Source organism: Draconibacterium sediminis (assembly GCF_000949475.1).
Classification (GTDB): Bacteria; Bacteroidota; Bacteroidia; order Bacteroidales; family Prolixibacteraceae; genus Draconibacterium; species Draconibacterium sediminis.
The window spans coordinates 2,502,377-2,525,223 of sequence record NZ_JRHC01000001.1 but is presented as its reverse complement, the minus strand read 5'-3'; the positions used below and the strand labels follow the sequence as shown (position 1 = coordinate 2,525,223).

At 37.5% G+C, this 22,847-nt stretch carries 16 protein-coding genes; all 16 read left to right on the top strand.

The window, feature by feature from the left end:
* Positions 1 to 52: 52 nt before the first annotated feature.
* The 16 genes from LH29_RS09780 (at position 53) to LH29_RS09705 (ending at position 22,786) form a co-directional block, all read left to right on the top strand.
* Positions 53 to 2,554, top strand: coding sequence for a Kelch repeat-containing protein (locus LH29_RS09780; RefSeq protein ID WP_157493628.1), 2,502 nt, complete (start codon positions 53 to 55; stop codon positions 2,552 to 2,554).
* A 390-nt stretch (positions 2,555 to 2,944) separates the two neighbouring features.
* Complete coding sequence (locus tag LH29_RS09775) at positions 2,945 to 3,505, top strand: CHRD domain-containing protein (RefSeq protein ID WP_198152394.1); 561 nt, start codon at positions 2,945 to 2,947, stop codon at positions 3,503 to 3,505.
* A gap of 203 nt (positions 3,506 to 3,708) precedes the next feature.
* Complete coding sequence (locus tag LH29_RS09770; protein ID WP_045028230.1) at positions 3,709 to 5,001, top strand: DUF4934 domain-containing protein; 1,293 nt, start codon at positions 3,709 to 3,711, stop codon at positions 4,999 to 5,001.
* A 45-nt stretch (positions 5,002 to 5,046) separates the two neighbouring features.
* Entirely contained in the window at positions 5,047 to 6,249 is a 1,203-nt protein-coding gene (locus LH29_RS09765) for a 6-bladed beta-propeller (protein ID WP_045028229.1), read from the top strand.
* 343 nt (positions 6,250 to 6,592) lie between these two features.
* Entirely contained in the window at positions 6,593 to 7,681 is a 1,089-nt protein-coding gene (locus tag LH29_RS09760) for an efflux RND transporter periplasmic adaptor subunit (RefSeq protein WP_198152393.1), read from the top strand.
* Between the two features lie 125 nt (positions 7,682 to 7,806).
* Complete coding sequence (locus tag LH29_RS09755; RefSeq protein WP_045028225.1) at positions 7,807 to 8,946, top strand: 6-bladed beta-propeller; 1,140 nt, start codon at positions 7,807 to 7,809, stop codon at positions 8,944 to 8,946.
* 54 nt (positions 8,947 to 9,000) lie between these two features.
* On the top strand, positions 9,001 to 12,036 hold the full coding sequence (locus LH29_RS09750; RefSeq protein ID WP_045028223.1) for an efflux RND transporter permease subunit: 3,036 nt from the start codon (positions 9,001 to 9,003) through the stop codon (positions 12,034 to 12,036).
* Complete coding sequence (locus tag LH29_RS09745; protein WP_045028221.1) at positions 12,033 to 13,202, top strand: 6-bladed beta-propeller; 1,170 nt, start codon at positions 12,033 to 12,035, stop codon at positions 13,200 to 13,202. The genes LH29_RS09750 and LH29_RS09745 overlap by 4 nt, the downstream gene beginning before the upstream one ends.
* 55 nt (positions 13,203 to 13,257) lie before the next feature.
* Positions 13,258 to 14,070 (top strand): carboxypeptidase-like regulatory domain-containing protein, encoded by an 813-nt coding sequence (locus LH29_RS09740; protein WP_082063520.1) that lies wholly within the window; start codon positions 13,258 to 13,260, stop codon positions 14,068 to 14,070.
* A 66-nt stretch (positions 14,071 to 14,136) separates the two neighbouring features.
* Positions 14,137 to 15,348, top strand: coding sequence for a 6-bladed beta-propeller (locus LH29_RS09735; protein WP_045028218.1), 1,212 nt, complete (start codon positions 14,137 to 14,139; stop codon positions 15,346 to 15,348).
* An 89-nt stretch (positions 15,349 to 15,437) separates the two neighbouring features.
* Positions 15,438 to 16,691, top strand: a complete 1,254-nt coding sequence (locus LH29_RS09730; RefSeq protein ID WP_045028216.1) for a 6-bladed beta-propeller — start codon at positions 15,438 to 15,440, stop codon at positions 16,689 to 16,691.
* Positions 16,692 to 16,704: 13 nt separating this feature from the next.
* Positions 16,705 to 17,844 carry a 6-bladed beta-propeller gene (locus LH29_RS09725; protein WP_045028214.1) on the top strand — a complete coding sequence of 380 codons (1,140 nt, stop codon included), beginning with the start codon at positions 16,705 to 16,707 and terminating at the stop codon, positions 17,842 to 17,844.
* Positions 17,845 to 18,032: 188 nt separating this feature from the next.
* Positions 18,033 to 19,202: a 6-bladed beta-propeller gene (locus LH29_RS09720; RefSeq protein ID WP_082063519.1), complete on the top strand. Its 1,170-nt coding sequence runs from the start codon at positions 18,033 to 18,035 to the stop codon at positions 19,200 to 19,202.
* Positions 19,203 to 19,216: 14 nt separating this feature from the next.
* On the top strand, positions 19,217 to 20,491 hold the full coding sequence (locus tag LH29_RS09715) for a 6-bladed beta-propeller (protein ID WP_045028210.1): 1,275 nt from the start codon (positions 19,217 to 19,219) through the stop codon (positions 20,489 to 20,491).
* Positions 20,488 to 21,717, top strand: coding sequence for a 6-bladed beta-propeller (locus tag LH29_RS09710; protein ID WP_045028208.1), 1,230 nt, complete (start codon positions 20,488 to 20,490; stop codon positions 21,715 to 21,717). Before LH29_RS09715 ends, LH29_RS09710 begins: the two co-directional genes overlap by 4 nt.
* A 22-nt stretch (positions 21,718 to 21,739) precedes the next feature.
* Positions 21,740 to 22,786, top strand: coding sequence for a 6-bladed beta-propeller (locus LH29_RS09705; protein ID WP_045028206.1), 1,047 nt, complete (start codon positions 21,740 to 21,742; stop codon positions 22,784 to 22,786).
* Positions 22,787 to 22,847: the final 61 nt, after the last annotated feature.

Here is a 22,847-nt window from a genome sequence, read left to right as displayed (position 1 = left end):
AGTAAAAAATTAAAGATAAAAGAATGATAATCCAAGTTTAGTATTAACAACAATGTTGATTAAGCTACATTACATAACACTTATAATAGTTTTATTAAACTTTCAGGGCTCGTTTCTAAGGGGATTAAAATTCAACGGAGGAGAAGTACCAATAGCCGAGCGTACTTCTTACAATGTATTCGATGATTCCAACATCGCATTTTCAGATTCCTTTGACATTGATTTTGACTTATCCTTATATCCACCAACGCTTATTGGATACATCATCCGAATAAAAAATACCGAAAGCGATAAAATTTTCAATTTATTTTACGACGGGCAAGGTCCTGATTTGGTGTTTCGATTTAACCAGGAAGGAAAAAGCAGCCTGATTATTGCAAGAATGAGTAAGGAATATTTGCTTAACACCTACTGGTTTAACATGAAAATTTCTTTCGATCTGAAAAACGATTCTATTTCGCTGAAAATCCATGACCAAACTTTTAGTGCTGCCAATGTTGGCCTCCCCAAAAAATATCATCCTGTAATTTTATTTGGTAAAAGCGATTATATAATTGATGTTCCTTCTTTTGCCATTAAAGAACTCTCTATAGGAAATAAGGACAAGTACCACTTTGATCTGAATGAAAATGAAGGCAGCATTGTTCATGATATAAATGGGAAATCAATTGGCAATGTGAGTAATCCGGAATGGTTGATTAATGATGCCTATCACTGGAGGCACAAAATTTCATTTCAATCGGGTTCTGTTGCAGGTGCCAATTACAATCCTCAAAAAAAAGAGATCTACTATTTTAACCGCGATACTATTCATAAATACAATGTAAGAACCGAAAAAACAGAAGTTATTGCGTTTAACGAACCGTGCCCTGTAAATCTGTTTTTGGGCACTAATTTTCTTGATCCGGCGAATAACAAGTTATATTCCTACGAAGTTTTTTTTGAGCGGAAAAACGATATTCCTACGGTTGCCAGCCTCGATTTGTCGACTCATAACTGGACAGCCGAAACAACTCAGGAACTTCCGATACAGCTGCACCATCACGGTTCCTTTTTCGATCCTGAAAACAGACAGTACACTATCTTCGGGGGCTTTGGGAACATGTTCTACAATAACGACTTCTTTTCGTATAGCCTTGAAAATAAGGGATGGCAGACGCTTGCAGGTTTTACGGGCGATTTTTTGTCGCCCCGTTATTTCTCATCGGTTGGCTATTCAAAAAAGACAAACTCGGCCTACATTTTTGGCGGCATGGGAAACGAATCGGGAGAACAAATTGTAGGACGAAAGTATTATTACGATTTATACAAAGTTGACCTGAACACCAAAAACATTACAAAACTTTGGGAAATACCATGGGAAGGCGACAATGTTGTTCCGGTTCGGGGAATGGTTATTCTTAACGATTCCAGTTTTTACACCTTTTGTTATCCGGAACACTATTCAGAATCGTACCTCAGACTGTATCGCTTTGCGATAGCCGATGGCAGTTATGAAATACTGGGAGACTCGGTTCCAATACGCTCCGATAAAATTACCACTAATGCGAACTTATATTTCGATGAAGGGCTACATACACTTTATGCTTTGATACAAGAGTTTGATGATGATATCGCATCTGAGCTGAAAGTTTATTCGCTGGCATTTCCTCCGATTACGGCAGAGGAACTGGTGAATTATTCGAAGCCAAATAATCCCGGAACAGCGCGGTTAATAATCATTCTTTCGTCAATCATCCTTGTAATAGCTTTTATTTTTTATCGTAGAATAAAATTGAAATACAGCAGCGAACGGAATGGATCAGGAGGATTAAGCAGATTAAGAAACAAAAGGAAAGTTATTGTAAAACCTAATTCAATTTACCTTTTTGGCGATTTTGCCGCACACGATCGCAACAATAAAGACATCACTTACATGTTTAGCACCAGGTTAAAACAAATGCTTATCCTTTTACTGCAACACAGTGCAGAAAAAGATGGCATCTCGTCGCAAAAACTGGGTAGTATTTTATGGCCCGGAAAACCCGCACAAAAAGTTAAAAACCTGAGAGGTGTTACTATTAACCATTTGCGGAAGGCTTTAAGTGAATTTGATGGGGTTGAACTGGTGTACGAAAAAGGTTGTTTTAAGCTTGTACTATCGGATGAATTTTATTGCGACTACACCAGGTGCTTAGAACTTATTTCAGGAAAAGAACCTGGCGAAAACCAGCTCGAACTGCTTGAACTGCTAGGCAGAGGAAAATTTTTAAAACTCGCAGATGATTCGGTTTACGACTCGTTTAAACAGGAAGCTGAGAACAAACTTGAACCGGCATTATTACTGGAAATGGAAAATGCCTATAATGCGGAAGCCTATCAATTAAGCATCGAGTTCTCTGAGGTTATTTTCAATATTGATCCATTGAACGAAGTGGCGCTTACTTTCCTGGTAAAAGCTTTGCAAAAACTCAAGTTGAATGAAGAAGCAAAATTAAGATACAACGCCTATACGCTGGAGTACAAAAAGGTAATGGGAAACAACTACCCAAATCCGAATAAACTATTGGGTTAAAAGCGCCATCCCCTTTTCAATCGGACAGAATTACATCTTCATACAATCTCCCAACAGATAAGTATTCTAAGCCCTTATTAGTTATCATTCTATTTATATTTTTCAAGTGTCCGATTAACCGGCATTCTTATGGTCTAATTTATTCGTAGCACTCCGATTTCCGTTCATTTTAACGTAATATTTATTTAAAGGACATATTTGTCTTTTATTCAAATACTTCGTAAATTACTAGAACCAACAATATGAAACAGACAAAAGTAAAACACTTTGTGAAGGACTGCGATTAATTGATGGAGTAAAAAGGATCGGGGACGATCATAAAGCTATTGCCAACTCAGTAAAAGGGGATATTGTAGGAGTTGAGGTATATTAATTAAAACATTAAACATTATGAAAAAGCTTTCAGTATTGATGATACTAATAAGCATCTTTGCTTTTGTATCATGCGAAAAGTCTGATCTTATACCTGAAGATCAGCAGGAACTAGTTACCAAAAGTGCTAAAAAGGTTCTGAACTTCAGAACGCATTTATCAGGAGATAATGAAGTGGTTCCGGTAGAAACGATGGCAACGGGACAAGCTATTTTCCAACTGAGTAAGGATGGAACTGAATTGTCGTACAAACTTATTGTTGATAGTATTATGGATGTTACAATGTCACACATCCATTGGGCTCCAGAGGGGGAAAACGGCTCGGTAGTTGCATGGTTGTATCCGTCAGGACCACCACCAATGCTAATTGAAGGTTATTTCAGTGGGATTTTGGCCGAAGGTGTAATTATGGACTCCGATCTAAAGGGGCCACTTGCAGGTGCAACTGTAATGGATTTGGTCAATGAAATTTATGCAGGAAAAACCTATGTAAATGTACATACGTTACAAAATCCGGGAGGTGAGCTTAGGGGACAGATAAAAGGTAATATGCCCCAGTCGGACAAGAAAAATGACTGAAAGAAGGCAAAATTCTAAAACATACAATTGATTAATGAAGGGCAACCATAATGGTTGCCCTTCATTTTTTACTAAAATCAGCCCCCTAAAACCAGCCTGAACCTTTCTGAATAAATATTTATTATTAAATAACTGTTTCTTCAGTTGCACAACTGAATAATCAGTTGTAAATTTAGCTCCATTCACACAAATGATTAAAACACATGAAAATCAACAAATTCAGACAAACCGAAAATCGATTATCAACATTTGCAAATTGGATACAGTCCTTCTACTCATTGGGCACACAAACTTCGGCAATTCTATTCTTTTTAGTAACAATTGCATCTTGTTCTACTAATAAGACTGAACAGCAAACAGAAATCTACAATGTTGAAATTATCGACGCATTTAACAAGGAGGATAAGGCACAATTAAGCGAAATAGTTGATGGAAATATTGAATACGTCCGTCTTGAAACGAAAAAGGAAATCCTATTAGGAAATTCGCCAAGGGTATTTACGAATGAGTCCTACATTATAGCTGTAACACACCGACAAGCATATTTATTCGACAGAAAAACCGGAAAATTTATACGCGAAATCGGGCACTACGGCAAAGATCCTGACGGTTATCGAAATATACTTAAAGCCTTTACTTTCGATGAAAAGCGTAACCAGGTTTATACGAAAAGCTGGGATTCAAAAATCTACGCCACCTATACATTGGACGGAACTGTTGCCAACGAGATTACCGTTCAACCAATTGAACGCGAAGAAGACATGGCAAATAATATTTTCAGTGAAATAATAACATCCATAGTTCCCTTAAACGATACCTGCCATATTGGATATGTATGGAACCTTAACGGAAAAGAAGAGGCAAAACTAATTGTGTTCAACAATAACAATCCGCGAATAAAGGTCTTTCCGCAATACAAACGTTTTGATTACGACATCAACCGAGATGGGATATCGGTATTCGATTGGAACGCCAAATTTTATTTTTTACAAGATCAGCTTCATTTTTTTGAACGGTTTACCGATACCGTGTTTACAGTTTCTATGGAGAAGTTGGAGCCAGAATTCGTGCTGCACAGAGGCGAAACAGAAGAAGCAAGTGCTAGCAATTTAACCGGCCAAAAGGGCGATGTACCTTATTTTTTAATCGATGATCTGTTTGGGGCCGGGCGTTTTCTCTTTTTCAAAATACGACAGCCACACGAAAAATTTAATGGCGATTCTTCTTATGGTTTTTACGACAAAGCCACAAATACCACCAAACTCTCAGAAAACAATTTGGGCATAAAAAACGATGTAAACGGCTTTCTCCCCTTCCCTTTTAAATCGGTAAACCAAAACAACGAAGTAGCGGGTTTACTCGAAGCTTTTGAAGTAAAACTGTGGTTTGAGACAAACCCGGAAGCCGCCGGGAAATTGCCCGACAAGCTAAAAGCTTTCAGTACAATGGAAGAATCGGATAATCCGGTGGTAATGATAGCTAAATTGAAAGACTAAGTACCACAAAAACAGAAACTGTATTAAACCTAAAACGCTAAGAAGATGAACATTTTGATAAAGTTTTATACAATAACAACTCTGTTTTTACTGATCTGTTCTTATGTGGCTGATGCACAAAAAGTCGTTCAAATACCAATGGGTCAAAATATCGGTAAATCAAAAGAACTAGCAATCAGCAACATTGCTGAAAACATTCGTTTTATTCCGCTGGAAACCAACGAAAACTGTTTGTTTGGGAACGACATTTCGAAAATTGTTCTTGTTGATGACACGATTTTTGTGAGCGATTACAATTACATTTTTAAATACGACCTAAATGGAAATTTCATAACAAGAATTGGGAAAAAAGGAAGAGGCCCAGGTGAATATGCGAAAGGATTTCAAACTTTTCTTGTCGATAAGGATAAACAGCAACTGATTGGTTTTGATCTGCTTGACCAAAAGATGATGGAGTATGATTTCGATGCTAATTTCTTAAGAGAAGTACAAGTTGATTTTTTCCCAGGTCCGGTGGAGTGGAATGGAAATGGAGACATTGTAGTTTACAACATGAGTTTTACCTACGAAAAAGAACCGTGGCATGATCTTTACCTATTGGATAAGAATGCTAAAACAATTCAGAAAAACAGGTTTAAAAAACAAACGGACAAAAGGTATGGTTTAATGGTTTACCCGGCCCTTTTTTACCATTACAAAGGAAAAACCCGATATAAAAATCCATACGAAAATGTAATTCATGAATTGGATGAAAAAGGCCGAACTACACCGGTTTACGAGTTGGATTATGGAAAATATGAAAAATACAGTGATGTTGACGATGTTGAAGTTCAGGTAAAAAACGGTATTGGTACCAACCGATCGAACCCGAAAAGTTTTGAAAAAATCAGCTTACTGGGTTTAAGCGAAACCGATGCGTATCTGTTTATCTGTTACGGTCACCAGGAAAGGCGAAAACTCGGAGTCTTTGATAAAAGCAACGGAACATTTTTTAATCTGTTTGATACAAACTTTGATTTGTATGGTTTTCATGACGATTTATATGGAGGATTACCACTTTTTCCACGAGTCGGACTCAAGAATTCTCAGTTCTTTACCTATTACACTGCCTTAGAGTTTAAAGAGCTTTTAAAAGCAGCAAAGTCGCTAAAGCCTGAATTGAAAAATATGCTTAACAAAATAGATGAAAACGATAATCCTGTGCTGATACTTGTAGAACTAAAACAAAGTCAACCAGATGAAAAATAGAACAATCTCAAACCATCAAACCATCTCAAACAATTTCAAACTATTTCAAACCATTTCAAACAAACTCAAACAATTAAACAATAATCCGGGTACAATTTTTGCTACCAGCTAACAAACAAATAAGTATAAACCAATTTTTCATCTTTTCTATCTTCAATTTTACGTTTCTCGCAAAACAAAAAAGACCAGATAAAAAGTAAATCACTAAAAAGCTAAACATATGATTTTAAAAAACCATGAACTAATCGAGTAACATCGTGTACATCAAGAATAAACGTTAAAAGTTATTGGATATAATAATCTGTTTGTTAAGTTTATAGTCTCAACAAAAAACCTGTATACCGTGAATACGCTAAAATTCCCTTCCATAAAACGACAAGTTATCTTGTTTCTTTACGTCTCTTCTTTGTTATTTACAGCTTGTACAAACAAACCTAATGCCTCTGCAGAGGTAACCAAGGAAGCCCTTCCTGAAGAAAAAAACACAGTAGAAGTAATCACCCTCGAAGAAAAAGATTTTCTAAAAGAAATAGTTAGTAATGGTAAATTATCGGCTTCGCAACAAGCTGAACTTTATTTCAAAGTTTCCGGTTCGTTGGCTACCATTGATGTGAAGAACGGGAATATCATTAATAAAAATGATGTTATTGCCAGTCTGGATAATGAGACATACCGTCTTACGATGAAGAAGGCAAACATTACCCTGGAGCAGGCAAAAATTGACAAGCTGGATGCATTAATAGGTATGGGCTACTCCACCACCGACACACTTTATACTACAGAACATGAAGCAATTGCGAATATCCGGTCGGGTTATAACCAGGCACTGGTAACTTTTGAAGAAGCCCGGCTGCAATTGGATAAAACAGAGTTAAAAGCTCCTTTTACCGGGAAAGTTTCGGGTATTAAACAAAAACCATTTGAGCAGGCTAATGTTTCAGAACCATTTTGTACACTCATCAATGACCGACGATTCTACATCGATTTTCCTCTGCTTGAAACCGAAATCTCAAAAGTAAAATTAAGTCAAAACGTAAGCATCTCCCCTATTTCCGGAGCCGGAAATACCACTGGTAGAATTTGTGAAATTGACCCGAATATCGATGAAAATGGACTGATCTGGTTAAAAGCAGAGGTAGAAAATCCCGGAGAATATATGCAGGGAATGAATGTAAAAGTAAGTATAAAACAGGCGATAGCCGATCAATTGGTTGTTCCCAAACATGCTGTTGTGTTACGACAGAACCGCGAGGTGCTATTCCGCTACACCAACGGTATTGCTTACTGGACATACATTAACGTACTCAACGAAAACGAAAATGAATATTCAGTGAAAGCAGCTGAAGGGGCAACACTTTCTGCCGGCGATACGGTTATCGTTTCGAATAATCTAAACCTGGCACATGAATCAGAAGTGGAAATAGAGGAATAGTTTGAAGGTTCGAGAGGGTTGCACAAGATCCAACGATTTTTCAACTACGGACTACAACTTTCAGGTTCTAATTTAACTAAAGCAAATAAGATAATAATTTATGTTCTAACTTATAACCACCAATTATGATAAAAAAAAGACTACCCTTAATAATAAGCCTAATAGACGTTTTAATAATCTGGGGCTGTTCTCAGCAACCTAAAAGCAATATCGTAACACTTCAGCCAACCACTTCCGATGAATTATATCTTGGCACACCCACTGAAATAGTACAACTGGAAACAACTGAAGAATCATCGCTCGACTATATTTATAAAACGTTTATAGACGATGAGAATGACAAAATTTTTGTATTGGCTAATTTCAATGTATATACCTTTAGCCGAAAAGGGAAATTCCAGTCGAAACTAAAACAGGGAAATGGCCCGGGGGAAATAAATATGATTGTTGCGTTTTGCGCAGACGCCAAAAACAAACGTTTTTATGCCCTCGATATGGGAAACACCCTGCACATCTTTAATTATGACGGTGAGATAATTGAAACTCAAAAAATAACTGCGTTTCCAAGTTTTGATATCTATCCAAAAGATGAGGAGAATGTATTCCTATACTGTAATTATGTGGGACGAAACGAAAAATTCTTTGTTGGGATCTACAATCTTCAGCGTAAAGAAATTACACAAAAATTTATTTCAGAAGAAGAAAGCCCATATGCAATTCTTACCATGGGAAATGCAAATAACTTTCAGAAAATCGGTGACAGACTATTTTTCTCAAGTCCTAACATTTTTGGACTGTTCGAAGCTAAGGCAGATACGTTTAGAAGAAATATAACTTATGATTTAGGTCCTAAATCAGTTCCGGAAAACTTTTACTCACCATACGTTAACGAACGAAAACGCGCACGTTTTGGACAAGCATGCAGAGAAAACGGCTATGTTCCTTATCTACTTGCCTCATTTTATTATAACCAGCACTATATCAGTATTCTTGATGACGAAAAAGGAAGTTGCTTTGTAATAGATGAAAAAGACAGGAGTAAAATTTATATGAATGGTCAATTGTCTGACTATTTTAACCTACCAAAACTGGAGTCTTTACAGTTGCCTACCGGAATTCAAGAAAAACAAATAACGTTCGCATGTTCGCCTCTCGAATTTTTCGATGATGATATCCAGGAAGAAACGAAATTGATCAGTATAGCCGACCTTAATATTGAAATAAGATATGATCAAAATCCATTCTTAATAATAGCGACTGACTAGCATACCTTACAGGTTTGATTATATAATAAAATGGAATTATAAACAAACATTCTCATGGTAAAATTCTTGATCCATCGACCGATAGCTGTAACAATGGCATTTTTAGCTTTCCTACTTATTGGGATAGCCACCACTGTGCAAATTCCGGTTTCGTTAATGCCCGACATCGATATTCCTGTTATCTCCATCCGGGTGCCATCGAACGAAATGCCGGCCCGCCAGCTGGAAAATTCGGTAGTGAAACAAATCCGCAGTGTGCTAAAAGAAGTGAACCACATTGAGGAAATGAAAAGCGAAACACGTGATGGAACAGCCTGGATCGAACTGCGCTTTAAACACGGAACTTCCATCGATCTGGCTTCCATTGAGGTGAACGAAAAAGTGGATAAGGCCATGAACTATCTTCCTCGCGAAATGAAACGCCCGGAAGTGATTAGAGCCAGCGCTTCGGATATACCCGTTTTTTACCTGATGGTGAATAAAAAGCAGGAACTGATAACCGGCAACAAAGAGGAATTTCTGCAACTAAGTAATTTCACCAGCCAGGTGATACGAAAACGCCTGGAGCAGCTTCCTGAAGTTGCATTGGTTGACATGAGCGGTCTGCAATACCCCGAAATTAAAATAACACCGCACGCTGCCTACCTGCCAAACGGCACGTTTACCATTTCGCAACTGGAGCAGGAGCTGAATAATAACAATATTGATTTGGGAAACCTTTTAATACGCGATGGACAATACCAGTACAACATTCGCTTCAACACCCGGCTTCGTGATGTTTCAGAGATTGCCGAGATTCCGGTAAACCTGAACGGAAAAGTGGTGTCGCTATCGGAAATTGCCGATGTGAGTCTTCAGCCACAAAAACCACAGGGAAACATAAAGATCAACTCAGAAAGTGCAATTAGCCTGGCAGTGATTAAACAATCGGATGCAAAAATGGCTGACTTAAAGGACGAGCTGAGTGAGTTGGTCGGTTATTTTAAAGAAGATTACCCCGAACTGGAATTTACGATTACCCGCGATCAGTCGAAACTATTGGAGTACTCTATCAATAACCTGGGGCAAAGTCTGTTAATCGGCGGAATGCTTGCTTTTCTGATACTATTTGTATTTCTGCGCGAACGAAAAGCTCCCTGGCTAATCGGTATCAGCATTCCGGTTTCGCTGTTGCTGTCCCTCTTTTTCTTTTACCTCTTTAAACTCTCCATCAACATTATTTCGCTTTCAGGATTGATACTTGGCGTTGGAATGATGATCGATAATTCGATTATTGTAATCGATAATATTACGCAATACCGCGACCGGCATTTTACATTGTCACGGGCGTGCGAGGTGGGAACAAACGAAGTTATCCGCCCCTTAATCAGTTCGGTACTTACCACCTGTGCTGTTTTTATTCCTTTAATATTTATGAAAGGAATGGCAGGAGCCTTGTTTTTCGATCAGGCAATTGCAGTTACTATCGGCTTAAGTATTTCGTTGCTGGTTTCAATCACCCTCCTCCCTACCCTTTACAGGCTGTTTTATTCAAAAGCGAAACAGGAAAAACAAAAGCGCCGGAAAGATCCCGGTTATTATCGCTGGTACGAACACGGATTAAAGGTTGTGCTCCGAAATCAGGCTGCCACTATTGTGTTTGTAATCCTTTTATTAGCCGGAGCAGCTGTATTAGCTCGAATGTTAACCACCTCGCGATTCCCGGAAGTAAGCCAGGATGAAATGGTTTTAAAAATCGACTGGAATGAACCACTTACGCTAGAAGAAAATAACAAACGGGTAAATGAATTAATGGCTTCTTTAACTACAAAACCACTTTATTTTATTGAAGAAGCAGGAAAACAACAATACCTGTTAAACAGCGGAGAGGATGCCGGAACAACAGAAAACAAACTGATCGTAAAAGCAGAATCACCGGCCGGGTTATCGAAAATGATTAAGGAGTTTAGCACGTATTTCGCCGGAAATTTCCCCGCTGCCGATTTTAGTTTTGCGGAAGCCGACAACCTGTTTAACCTGGCCTTTGGCAAATCGGATGCCCCGCTAATTGCACGTTTTTCACACTTTAATCCGGGCAATAAAAATTACCTCGATGAGCTTTCATCCTTGTTAGCCGATCTGGATAAAAACTATCACAACAGTTTGCAATCGAAACTGATAACACGACAATTGATTTTGCTCGAAACCGATCCGGAGAAACTAATGTTTTACGAGGTAGACAACGACGAACTTTACCGCGAAGTAAAAAGTGCTTTTAACGTCAATACGGTGTTTACCATTAACAACAACAATATGTTTGTTCCGGTAAGCATCGGCAACTCCTACCAATCGGTTTATCAAATCATTCAAAATATACAGGTAAGAAATCAGAACAATGAGGAAATTCCGCTGTCGGGATTGGTAAAAGTAAATAGTGGTTCAGGGCTAAAATCCATTGTTGCCGGCAAGGAAAACGAATATTTCCCGGTGGAATTTGAGATCAACCCGGGTGATTTTAAAACGGTTTCGGCGGATATAAAAACCATTGCGGCAAATCACTCCTCTTTCGACCTTACGTTTCGGGGCTCCATACTTTCGAACCGAGCCATGCTTACAGAATTACTGATGATTATTGGAGTTAGTTTACTCCTGCTCTATTTCATTCTGGCCGCACAGTTCGAATCGTTTGTTCTACCCGTAATTGTATTGCTTGAAGTTCCGATCGACCTGTTTGGCGCTTTTCTGGCGCTTAAACTCTTTGGTGTCGGAATCAATATTATGTCGGCCATCGGAATTATTGTAATGGCCGGGATTATCATCAACGATTCCATCCTGAAAATCGACACCATGAACAAGTTACACGACTCAGGTTATTCCTTGATCCGATCAGTAATGGAAGCCGGACACCGGCGTTTAAAACCGATTATAATGACCAGTTTAACCACCATCCTGGCAATGTTGCCTTTCCTTTTTCAGAAAGGTATGGGAGCCGAATTGCAACAACCACTGGCACTGGCAATCATAGGAGGAATGCTGCTGGGCACACTGGTTAGTTTGTATTTTATTCCGATGATGTACTATTTGCTGAGGAAAAAAACCGGAACCTTATGAAAATTGCAAAGAAAGAAATTACAACGTTTCTAATCCTACTGGGCGTAATGGCAGTAATTGGGGGATGCAAACAACCTGCCTCAAACAATAGTCTGGTAGAAATTGACGTAACAGCAAGTTATCCGGAAAAAGAACTGATTCTGCAGGATTTTATGGATGTAGAATATATTCCGTTGGAAACAAATAATGAGTTTGTTACCAGCGGTGTTGTAATGGCACTTGGTAAGAAAATCATAATTGTAAAAAACTGGAGCAACGATGGTAATATCTATGTTTTTGACAGAAAAACAGGCAAAGCATTACGAAAACTAAACATGCTGGGTAAAGGACCGGAAGAATATAGTCATCTGACCAATATTGTCGCGGACGAGAAGAACAACGAACTATTTGTCAACTGTCTTACATCGAAAAAGGTATTGGTGTATGACCTGTTTGGGAACTTCAAACGAAGTTTCAATTATATAGAAAACGTAAGATATACAGATGTTTTCAATTATGATTCGGACAAGCTGATTGCCTACAATGAGATGGCGAAATATAATATTGGGCAAAATAAAGGCGACGAACCTTATCATATGATTCTATCGAAACAAAACGGAAGTATTATCCGGAATATTTCAATTCCTTTTGATGTGATTAAGGCGCCGATGATTCAGGAAGGAGATGCAGTGGTTGCCACTTCGGTGCCGGCAATTATTCCAAATCAAGCGAACTGGCTACTTGTTGAGCCATCGTCCGATACCGTTTACAACTTTAATTCGCACGAGAATAAATTACAAGCGTTTCTAGCGAAAAAACCGACCACAGATCCTGAGGTATTCTTGAAAATGGGTACGCTTACCGGCCAATACTATTTTATCTCAACCGTAAAAAAGGAATTCAACTTTTCTACCGGAAGAGGTTTTCCAATCGGTGACTTACTGTACGACAAGCAGGAAAATGCTGTATTCGAGCCGGTAATCATCAATGCCGACTACCAAAAAAGACAAACAGTTGACATGATATCGCACCCGTTAAACGGCGAGCTTGCGGCCTTTCAAATCATCGAAGCTTTTCAGCTTGTTGAGGCTTATAAAAATGGCGAATTGACGGGTAAATTAAAAGAAATTGCAGCGGAACTGGATGAAGAATCAAATCCAGTGATTATGGTGATGACGGAGAAGTAATACGAAACACTTACAATCATGTACTCCAATTATCTAAAAACCAGATAAAAATAAAATGATCCGCTTCTGTACAATCATACTATTATGCTACTGCAATTTGTCGTATTGCCAGGAAATAAGAGGGATTGTTATGGATTCAGCACACCAAAAACCAATTGAGTTTGTAAATATTGGAATCGTAGGCAAAAATGTTGGCACCGTATCCAATACAAGAGGCGTTTTCAATATTATTCTGGATTCGGAAATGGATGCTGATACCTTGTTGTTTTCAGCCATCGGATACGAACCACTTTTGATTAAAATAGCCAACCTCAGAAATAAAACCAGCCACAAAATTTACCTAAAAAAGAAAGCTTACGACATTTCAGAAGTAGTAATAAAACCGCGAAACTTTACCGAAAAAACATTAGGGGTAACCGATAGAAACAGCAAGGTAATTGCGGGATTTAAAGATAATCTCCGGGGCTACGAATGCGGCATACGGCTGGCTATACAAAAGTCTGCCCTTTTAAAACAGGTTAAGATAAATATCTCCACCTGCTCGTACGATAGCATTTTTTACCGCTTAAACGTTTACAGCGCTGAAGATGATATGACATTTACAAATATTCTTAAAGAACCTATCTATTTAAAAATGTCAAAAGATACGCTAAACAACGAACTCACAATCAATTTAAAGCCCTATAATATTGTTGTAAACGGCGACTTCCTGGTGAGTCTGGAACATGTAAAAGATTTAGGCGAAGGAGAGCTTTATTTTTACACAGGAAGCCAAAAATTAACCTTTTTCAGAATTACCAGCCAGGGAAACTGGCAGGCTTCACCGGTGCCAATCAGTATTAGTGTTTTGGCTGATGTTGAGGAATGATAAACCAAATGACTATGAATTTAGATAATACGATTTTTACACTTATGAAACTTAAATTAAAACCAAATGAAAAACCTGTCCATTTTACTAACACTTATTACAATCTTGTTTTCCTGCACACAAAAAAAAGAAGCAGAAAATATTGTTGACCTTACCGCACTCACCGAACCCGGTGTTACCAATATATCAGAGCTGGGTTCGGAAATCATTTACATCCCACTCGAAACAAATGCGGATTTTTTACTGTCACAAATTGACAAGTTGATTTATGAAGGCGGATCCTGCTTTATTTTAGGATCAGTAAATCCTAACAACGCAGTGCGCGATAAGAATGCCCCACCACCACCTCCAATGATGCCAAAAAGGTCTGTATACCGGTTCTCAAACAAAGGAGAATTTATTTGCCAGATAAGTCAACAGGGAGGAGGACCTTCTGAATACCGATTCATTGAAGAATTTTTGTACAATAAAGGTAACAATACAGTGGATATTTTTTCCCTTGGCGAAATCAAAGAATTCTCATTGGATGGAACATGGATAAAAAATACAACTCTTGATTGCGACGAGTTGACTTCGTTAGCTTATTCCAACAATCGGCTACTTGGATTTGTCTATAATGGACATGGCCAGAGCGAGTATAGCTTTATTCTATTCGATGAAAACGGTCGGACTACAAATAAGTATAAAAACAAGTATAAATTTAATGTTTCAACAGGTGCTGTTATTCTCAATCCTGAGTGTATATTTTATCAGTACGACGGAATTTTGCACTGTAAAGAACTTAATTCCGATACTATTTTTTCTTTTGATAACGGCACTTTTAATCCCAAATACATTTTAAAACAAGGCGAAGCGAAATATACAACCGCTGTAAGGGAAAAAGGCAATTCTGCAAAACTCAATCAGTTTATTATCCAAAAGAATTTCTTTGAATCAGAAAACCATCTTTTTTATCAGTACAAGTGGAAAAACAGGAAAAACTGTTTTATTCAGAACAAATCGAACTCGACTCAATATCTAATCGATAACGAATTAGGCCTGGTTAACGACCTGGACAATGGCCCAAACTTTAAAATTCAAAATACTGTAACCATCGATGGCGCTGAATACCTCATTTCATGGATAAACGCTTTTGAAATTAAAGCTCATATTACTTCCGAAGCATTTAAAAACTCCACCCCTCTCCATCCTGAAAAGAAAAAAGAGATGGAAAAACTGGCAAATCGCCTGGATGAAAATAACAATCCGGTTTTGATGCTGGTCAAGCTAAAAGAATAAGTTGCCCCTGACCAGTTACTGTAAACAAATCAAACCATTTCAAACAATATCAAACAACTTCAAACCATATCAAACAAAAAAAAAGAACAATGAAAATCAAACAACAAGCACTGCAATTCTTTATTATTCTTTTAATGGTGCTGGGTATTTGCAACTCGTGCCAGGAGAAAAACAAAACACAAAACACCGAAGCAGCCAGTTCATTTTACACCATTCCGTTTGACGAAATTGTAAAAAACAAACGAGAGGTAAAATTATCGGAGTTTGCTTCTGAAGCTAAAATTATTCAGTTTGAAAATATTCTGGAAGCAATGTTGGGAGACGTTGAGGACATTGAGCTAACAAAGGATTACATCTTTGTAAAATTCTGGGAACATCCTGTGTTGCAATTCTCGCACGATGGAAAATTTATCAGAGACATCGGAAAAAGAGGAAAAGGACCGGGTGAATATGGCACTTGTATGAAATTGTCGATAGATGAAAAAGATGAAAAAGTTTATATTCATACAGGAGAGCTTGACGTGAAGGTTTTTAATTTTAAGGGAGACTACCTGAAAACCTATAATTATGAAGCCCTTGAGAATTTCATGTGTTTCTGGATCTGGGGGCGCGATAGTTGTTTAATCAGCTATTTTGAACCGATAGACGGTACCGAACCCTTTGTTTTTATTGAGCACGATGCAAAAGGAGATACGTTACAAACTATTGCTAATCATATATTTTGGGATTCAAAAGGAGAATTCGGAAGTATAACTCCATTCTTTGGCGTACAGAATTTCTATTATTGTTTTAATGGTAAATCTCATTTAAAAGGTGCATATAATGACACCATCTACACGTATAATAACAGTAATAAGTTAGTCCCGAAATATTGTATAGACTTAGGTCGCTATAAGCTCCCGGATGATTTAATTTACGAACGCAAACGAACCCGACCTGTTCCTGACAATTTAATTTGGACTGGCGTGCACGAAACCTCCGATAACATTTTTATTCCTTATGGCTACCATTACGATATTGAGAAACCGGAGTTGCGGAATGAAAAGCAAGGATTGGTTTTGTATAAAAAAAATACAAAGGTAGGCCTGGCCATAAAAGAAACAAAACAAGGCGGACTTATTGATGATATTACCGGAGGCCCTGATTTCAGACCAAAAACAACAAACGGAAATACCGCTATAATGTTGGTAACAGCACTTGATATGAAATTGTACCTCGAATCAGATGCCTTTAAAAACAAAGCGGTAAAATTCCCGGAGGAAAAGGAAAAACTAATTCAGTTGAATAAAACACTTAACGAAAACGATAACCACTTTTTAGTGCTTGTGAAACTAAAAGATTAAATCCTTATTTACGATGGTATTCAAATATATATACCTCCCAATTTTGAGCCTTTTTATTTGTTTGGCTACTACTGCTCAAACAACTACAAAATCGATTCCGGTTATCGATAAAAACAAATCGTACCCGAAAACCGATTTTACACCACAGGTAGAAACAAAATATATTCCATTAGAAACCAGCAAAGATATTATCCTTGGTGCCGGAGCAGATGTTTATACCTTAACTGATAAACACATTTTTATTGCGGATATTCTTGAAGGAGATGTCTTTCTGTTCGACATGAACGGGAAAGCCATTTCCCATTTTAATGGTAAAGGCGGATTGGGTTACACCAGACTTGCCTATGCTTTTTACGATGAAAAGAACAGCGAAATTTTTGTTCTGGACAAAATAGGACAGAAAGTTGTTGTCTATTCGGAAGACGGAACTTATTTGCGGTCGTTTCGAATGCCAAAGAATTTGAAAATTGTACGGATTGATAATTTTAATGATGAATTACTGCTTATTTTCCATGAGCATGCGATGGGCACGGTACTTCCCGAAGAAAAGAATCCATACATGCTAATCTCCAAGAAAGATGGTCTTTTGGAATCCAAACTAAATATTCATTTGGAAAATGCCAATCCCCGCTATTTACTCTCCAATAATATTTGCTATTCGTTGTATTTTCACGAAAATGGAAATTGTAAGTTTGGTAACGAATTCATACTGTCGAACATGTCATCCGACACCATTTATTACTTAAGTGAGAATAAAACCCTCACCCCTCTTTTTGTACAGAAACCGACTGTATTTTCTGATTCTCCACAAATATGCGGAATCGTGACTAAAACTGATAAGTTTATGGTTATATCCATTTATCCGTACGACCTTAAAGTGGAAAAAGAGAGAGCCGACAACAACGAACCGATGAATTATGAAGTTAGATTTATTCTATTCGATATTGAAACCGGGAAGTTATCTCAGTTGAAAAACTGGAAATACATAGCAAAAGAGATTGATGCGCCTGAAAACACCAATGTAAAACTTTGGCAGGCATACAAACTGGTTGAACGTTACAAATTAAGATTACTACAAGGAGAACTAAAAGAAGTTGCTTCTCATTTGAAAATTGATGACAATCCGGTAATTGAAATAACCAAGTTTAATTGATAAAACACTTAACGAAAACGATAACCACTTTTTTGTACTGGCAAAACTCAACTAAGCGGTTTTCCTTGTTTTACGGGAAGCAGGGCAACTACTCCTCTGTTTTTCAACAAGGTAAAAAAATCAACTAACCTTTTAGGTATAGTTTTTGCTGGTTAACAAAAAATCAAAAAACTAATAAAGCTTTACCCATGAAAAAACTAAATTTCACTCCCTTCCTAATGGTACTTGTGATTGTATTTTTTACCCAGTGCCAACCCCGCGAAAAAGGTTCGCATGCAAAAATTATCGAAGTAAACGACAACAAAGTTATCGACTGTAACATTAGTGAAATAACCGACACCATTGACTTTCCTCTGAGTAAGATAGTTGATAACTGCCAGTTAATACAACTGCAAACCAATAAAGAATCACTTTTTCAAAGTGTTTACCATATTGGCATTTCCGAAAACTATATTGCTATTCACAGCTATGGCCAAATGCCCATAAAACTGTTTGATCGAAAAGGAAATTTTATTCGCAATATTGGTAAAATTGGTAGAGGCCCCGGAGAATTTAATTCGCTATACGGCATGCAAATTAGTGAAGAAACAAATAAAATCTATCTCGCTCCTTTTGCCCGGGCAACAAAACTAATTGCTTATTCACTCAACGACGAGAGTCTCCCCGATGTTCCTCTATTGTACACACAAACTAAATTCCAGTTTTATATCGATAATAACATACTTACCGTTTTATCAATGCCTTTTGAGGGCGATCCAATTCCAATTGCCTTTCAACAAAGTATTGATGGAAAACTGATAAAAGAATGTTACGAACCGAAACACCTGGTAACTAACCCGCGAAATAGCAAAGGACAATACGTGGGATTTAACAACGAACTTTCGTCGGCACGAAATGCCGGCGCATTCGATTATTTTAAATTGAGCTGGGGAGCCGAAACACCAGATACACTCTACTACTACAATGCCGAAGCCAACAAAATGGTTCCAAAATTTGTAACATCGTTTACCGGAGAAAATTATGGTACCTGGGTTCGTGAATTCAAAAATCATTACTGGTCGGTGATTTTTGGAGATAAGTACAAAGGCGCCAAAATTATTGTCGACAAAAAAACATTAAAATCGGATTTCTTTAAACTGAAGAATGATTTTTACGGAGGAATTGAGCTGTACAAGTTTTTTATGAGTAACAACGGCTGGTTTGTAGCAACAATGCCGGCACATGAGCTTAAAACCAAATTTACCGAATTGCTGGAAAACGGAGATCTGAAAACGGCAGAAAAAGAGAAAATCAAAGGTATTACGGCTCAACTGGATGAAAACGACAATGAAGTTCTTTTTGTGGGAAAGATGAAATAACCAATGGTAAACACATGAAAAACCAATACTCCCTTTATTATTCGAAACTTGTTGGCATTTGCGGTCTGCTTATCTTTTTCGCCTGCCAGTCAAAAGTTAAAACCGATCAAAACGAGGAAACTACCAAAGAACAAGCAGTTGAAACCGATGCCTTTTATACCATTCCCTTTGCTGAGATCATAAAAAACAAACGTGACATTAATTTGTCCGAATTTGCATCGGAAGTCGAAATTATTCAATTTGAGAATACCCCCAAAGCTTTGCTTGGAAGAGTTCAGAATATTCAACTTACCAACGATTATATTTTTGTTAAACACTCGGGTAACAAGCTCATCACTCAATTTTCGCGCGACGGGAAATACATCCGGCACATCGGAACATTAGGACGAGGTCCGAAAGAATACGCCCTTTGCCGTTTATTTTCAATCGATGAGAAAAACCAGCGAATTTATATTCATACCAACTGGACACGTAAAATTTTGGTTTACAATTTTGATGGCGAATACATTAAAACCATCAAGTACCAGGCCGTTGAACGTTTGTATAATGTTTGGAGCAGAGATAGTCTGCTGGTCAGTTTTAGCGACCAGCATTCCGGTTCCGATCCTTTTGTTTTTATCGAACACAACGAGCAGGGCGATACCTTGCAAACCATTGCCCAGCATCTGTTCTGGGATAGAGATGAAACGAGTCATTCGATGGTTAGTTTTTGGGGACAAAACAGTTTTTACCGTTTGAATAACAAACTGCATATGAAAGCCTGGTACAACGATACCGTGTACACTTATGATACCACCAACAAGCTTGTACCCAAATATTTTATCGACTTAAGAAACCACAAAATACCCGATGACCTGGTTTACGAACGAAAGTCGACACGCCCCATGCCCGAAGATGCCCGCTGGATAGGTGTTCATGAAACTGAAAATTTCATTTTTATTCCATACGGATACCATTACAACATACAAACCCGCGAGGTTATGAAAGAGGATGAAGGTTGTGTATTGTATGATAAGAAGGCCAAACAGGGAATGGCGGTTAAAGAATCCAAATTGGGAGGTTTTATAAACGACATTAATGGTGGACCCGATTTTAAGCCAAAATATACAAACGACACGCTGGCTGTAATGGTTGTTTCTGCGTTGGATTTGAAACTATTTCTAGATTCTGATGAATTTAAAAACCGGGAAGTAAAATTTCCTGAACAGAAAGAAACATTAAAGGAATTAAACCAAACCCTAAAGGAAGATGACAACTCTTTTTTAGTGCTTGTGAAACTAAAAATATGAGTTGTCGAAACAACTCCAATAACCTATCAAATAAGTTAGAAATTCCAATTATGAAAACAATTCTACTAATCATTACACTCACACTTCTAACATCTCCGTTTAAAACCGATTGTCCGAAAGCCGGCTATAATAATGAGCCAAACCGCAAATCAGCTCTTAACCCAGCCGATGAGAATACAAAAGTAATAGATGTGTTTGGTTCCGGGCATTCCGATTTATCATTTAAATCGATTGAACTTATTCCCATAGAAACTTTGCCCGATGTGCTTATTGGAGATTTTTTGCAGTTAAAAATAGATTTTGAAGGAGATGATTTCTATATTTCAAGCAATACAAACCAGAAAGAAATATTTCGTTTTAATAAAGAAGGGAAATTTCTAAACAAGATCGGGAAGCAAGGTGGTGGACCTAAAGAATATCCTTCAATTGCAGACATTTGCGTTCATGGGGATATTATTGATGTTCTTTCCAGATCGGCAAACGGAGTAAAAATAGTGGGGTATAAAAATGACGGCACATTTCTTTATTCTAAATCAATAAATTTAATTGCCTATTCCTTTGAGTGGTTGTCTCCGGGATATATTCTCGAAACCAGTTACAGCAAAGCTTATCCTTTCAGAGTTTATACCACTGATGTAAACGGAAAAGTAACAGGTAAATATTTGCCAAATACAACTGGGTTTTCAATGGCTATATCCGGAAATCATTTCTCAGGATTAGGATCAGAAGCATTTTACCATGAAGGTTACTGCGATATACTATATAAAACGATTGATCGTAAATTACTCCCGGCCTATACTATTGATTTGAGAGAATATCGGGTTCCTGATGAGTTTTATAAAAGTGAACCACTACAGGCGTTTCAGCTTTTGAAGAGAAGTGCTTTCGCTTCAGTATTGAATTATTTTGAAACTCCTTCTTATGCTTTTTTCAGTATCAGGCAAAGCCCAAAACGCCAAGGCAATGGCAAAGAATTAATCGACTACATTTTTATTTTAAATAAAGAGACAAATGAATTGTTTAAAAGGTCCTATAAAATGCGATCGGAGGACTTTTTTAAACACCCGGTAACTGGCTCTATGAATGATGAAATTGTATTCCTGATTTATCCGCATATGATTTTAAGTGACAAAGAAGCATTTAAAAAACTCGCCATTACAAATCCGGAAATAATTGATCGCTTGGAAGTTGATGATAATCCTGTGTTGGCAATTTGTAAAATGTAGAATATTTGTAAATACTTAAAAGATGAAAAAATTATTCTTTCTAATCCTCATCAGTGTTATTTTCACAACGAACACAACAAAAACTGCAAATGCCCAGAAAACCGTTAATTTCAGTTTTGATGACTTTGAAGAAGTTATTGAACTGAAGGGGGAAAAATTGAATTTGAAAGATCCCCTTATGAATCCTTGGCGTATTATTTTATCTGATACTCTGCTGTTTGTTAGAAACACCGGAGTTAGTCCAAATTTAGATGTTATCAGCTTAAACTCCGGAAAAACAATATCGAAATTCTGCAATCTAGGGAGAGGACCGGGTGAGGTAATTGGTCCTTTTGACACGCAATACATTGACAATGAAAAAAAATGCATGATTGAGGATGCTGCAGGACAAAAAGTAGTTTTTTACGACCTGGATCAGATTTTGAAAGATGCTCCCAAGAAATATAGCAAAGTGGTTCACTTCAAGGATTCAATAATGGTGCACAGAGTTGTAAAGTTGAAAGACGGTAACTTTTTCTGTAACCTCATCGGACATAAAGACGGGTATATGAACTGCCTCCTCAGCCCGGAAGGAGAGCTGGTTAAATTCCTCGACAAATATCCAAAAATCAAATTCCCTTTCAATCCTGAAGAAGGAGTTAATATTTTTGGTCCCCGACTTGGGGTATCTTCTTCTCTTGATAAAATTATCATGCCTTATGACTATTCAGGATTAATAAGTGTGTACAGCTACACCGGCGAGAAAATTCTGGAATTTAAAGGCCCCGATTACGAAGAACTCGATCTTGTTTATCGAAATGGCAGTACATCGCTGACCACCAGAAATATTAGTACGTATAATTTCCCTTGTGCTAATTCCGAAAGTTTTATGGTTCCTTATGACGGCACCATAAATAAATATAACGAATCGCGGGCTTTTCAAATTTTCCATTTTGGGTTTGATGGTAGTCTGCTACATCATTTTAAACTCGATCATTCTGTTACCAATATTGCCGTAGATTGGGAAAATCAAATTATTTATGGAACCAACTTAGATTTAGAACCTTGCATCTACAAATTCAGATTTTAGTTATAAATACCATTCAGTTACTAGTTAATGGAGATTTTGCAAATACTCAAGGCAACCTTTC

What these genes read in the sequence shown, in the direction of transcription:
- LH29_RS09770 (WP_045028230.1), top strand. Translation starts at nt 3,709, where the DNA reads ATGAAAATCAACAAATTCAGACAAACCGAAAATCGATTATCAACATTT.
- LH29_RS09725 (WP_045028214.1), top strand. Translation starts at nt 16,705, where the DNA reads ATGGTATTCAAATATATATACCTCCCAATTTTGAGCCTTTTTATTTGT.
- LH29_RS09730 (WP_045028216.1), top strand. Translation starts at nt 15,438, where the DNA reads ATGAAAATCAAACAACAAGCACTGCAATTCTTTATTATTCTTTTAATG.
- LH29_RS09780 (WP_157493628.1), top strand. Translation starts at nt 53, where the DNA reads ATGTTGATTAAGCTACATTACATAACACTTATAATAGTTTTATTAAAC.
- LH29_RS09765 (WP_045028229.1), top strand. Translation starts at nt 5,047, where the DNA reads ATGAACATTTTGATAAAGTTTTATACAATAACAACTCTGTTTTTACTG.
- LH29_RS09750 (WP_045028223.1), top strand. Translation starts at nt 9,001, where the DNA reads ATGGTAAAATTCTTGATCCATCGACCGATAGCTGTAACAATGGCATTT.
- LH29_RS09720 (WP_082063519.1), top strand. Translation starts at nt 18,033, where the DNA reads ATGAAAAAACTAAATTTCACTCCCTTCCTAATGGTACTTGTGATTGTA.
- LH29_RS09735 (WP_045028218.1), top strand. Translation starts at nt 14,137, where the DNA reads ATGAAAAACCTGTCCATTTTACTAACACTTATTACAATCTTGTTTTCC.
- LH29_RS09740 (WP_082063520.1), top strand. Translation starts at nt 13,258, where the DNA reads ATGATCCGCTTCTGTACAATCATACTATTATGCTACTGCAATTTGTCG.
- LH29_RS09715 (WP_045028210.1), top strand. Translation starts at nt 19,217, where the DNA reads ATGAAAAACCAATACTCCCTTTATTATTCGAAACTTGTTGGCATTTGC.
- LH29_RS09710 (WP_045028208.1), top strand. Translation starts at nt 20,488, where the DNA reads ATGAGTTGTCGAAACAACTCCAATAACCTATCAAATAAGTTAGAAATT.
- LH29_RS09745 (WP_045028221.1), top strand. Translation starts at nt 12,033, where the DNA reads ATGAAAATTGCAAAGAAAGAAATTACAACGTTTCTAATCCTACTGGGC.
- LH29_RS09755 (WP_045028225.1), top strand. Translation starts at nt 7,807, where the DNA reads ATGATAAAAAAAAGACTACCCTTAATAATAAGCCTAATAGACGTTTTA.
- LH29_RS09775 (WP_198152394.1), top strand. Translation starts at nt 2,945, where the DNA reads ATGAAAAAGCTTTCAGTATTGATGATACTAATAAGCATCTTTGCTTTT.
- LH29_RS09705 (WP_045028206.1), top strand. Translation starts at nt 21,740, where the DNA reads ATGAAAAAATTATTCTTTCTAATCCTCATCAGTGTTATTTTCACAACG.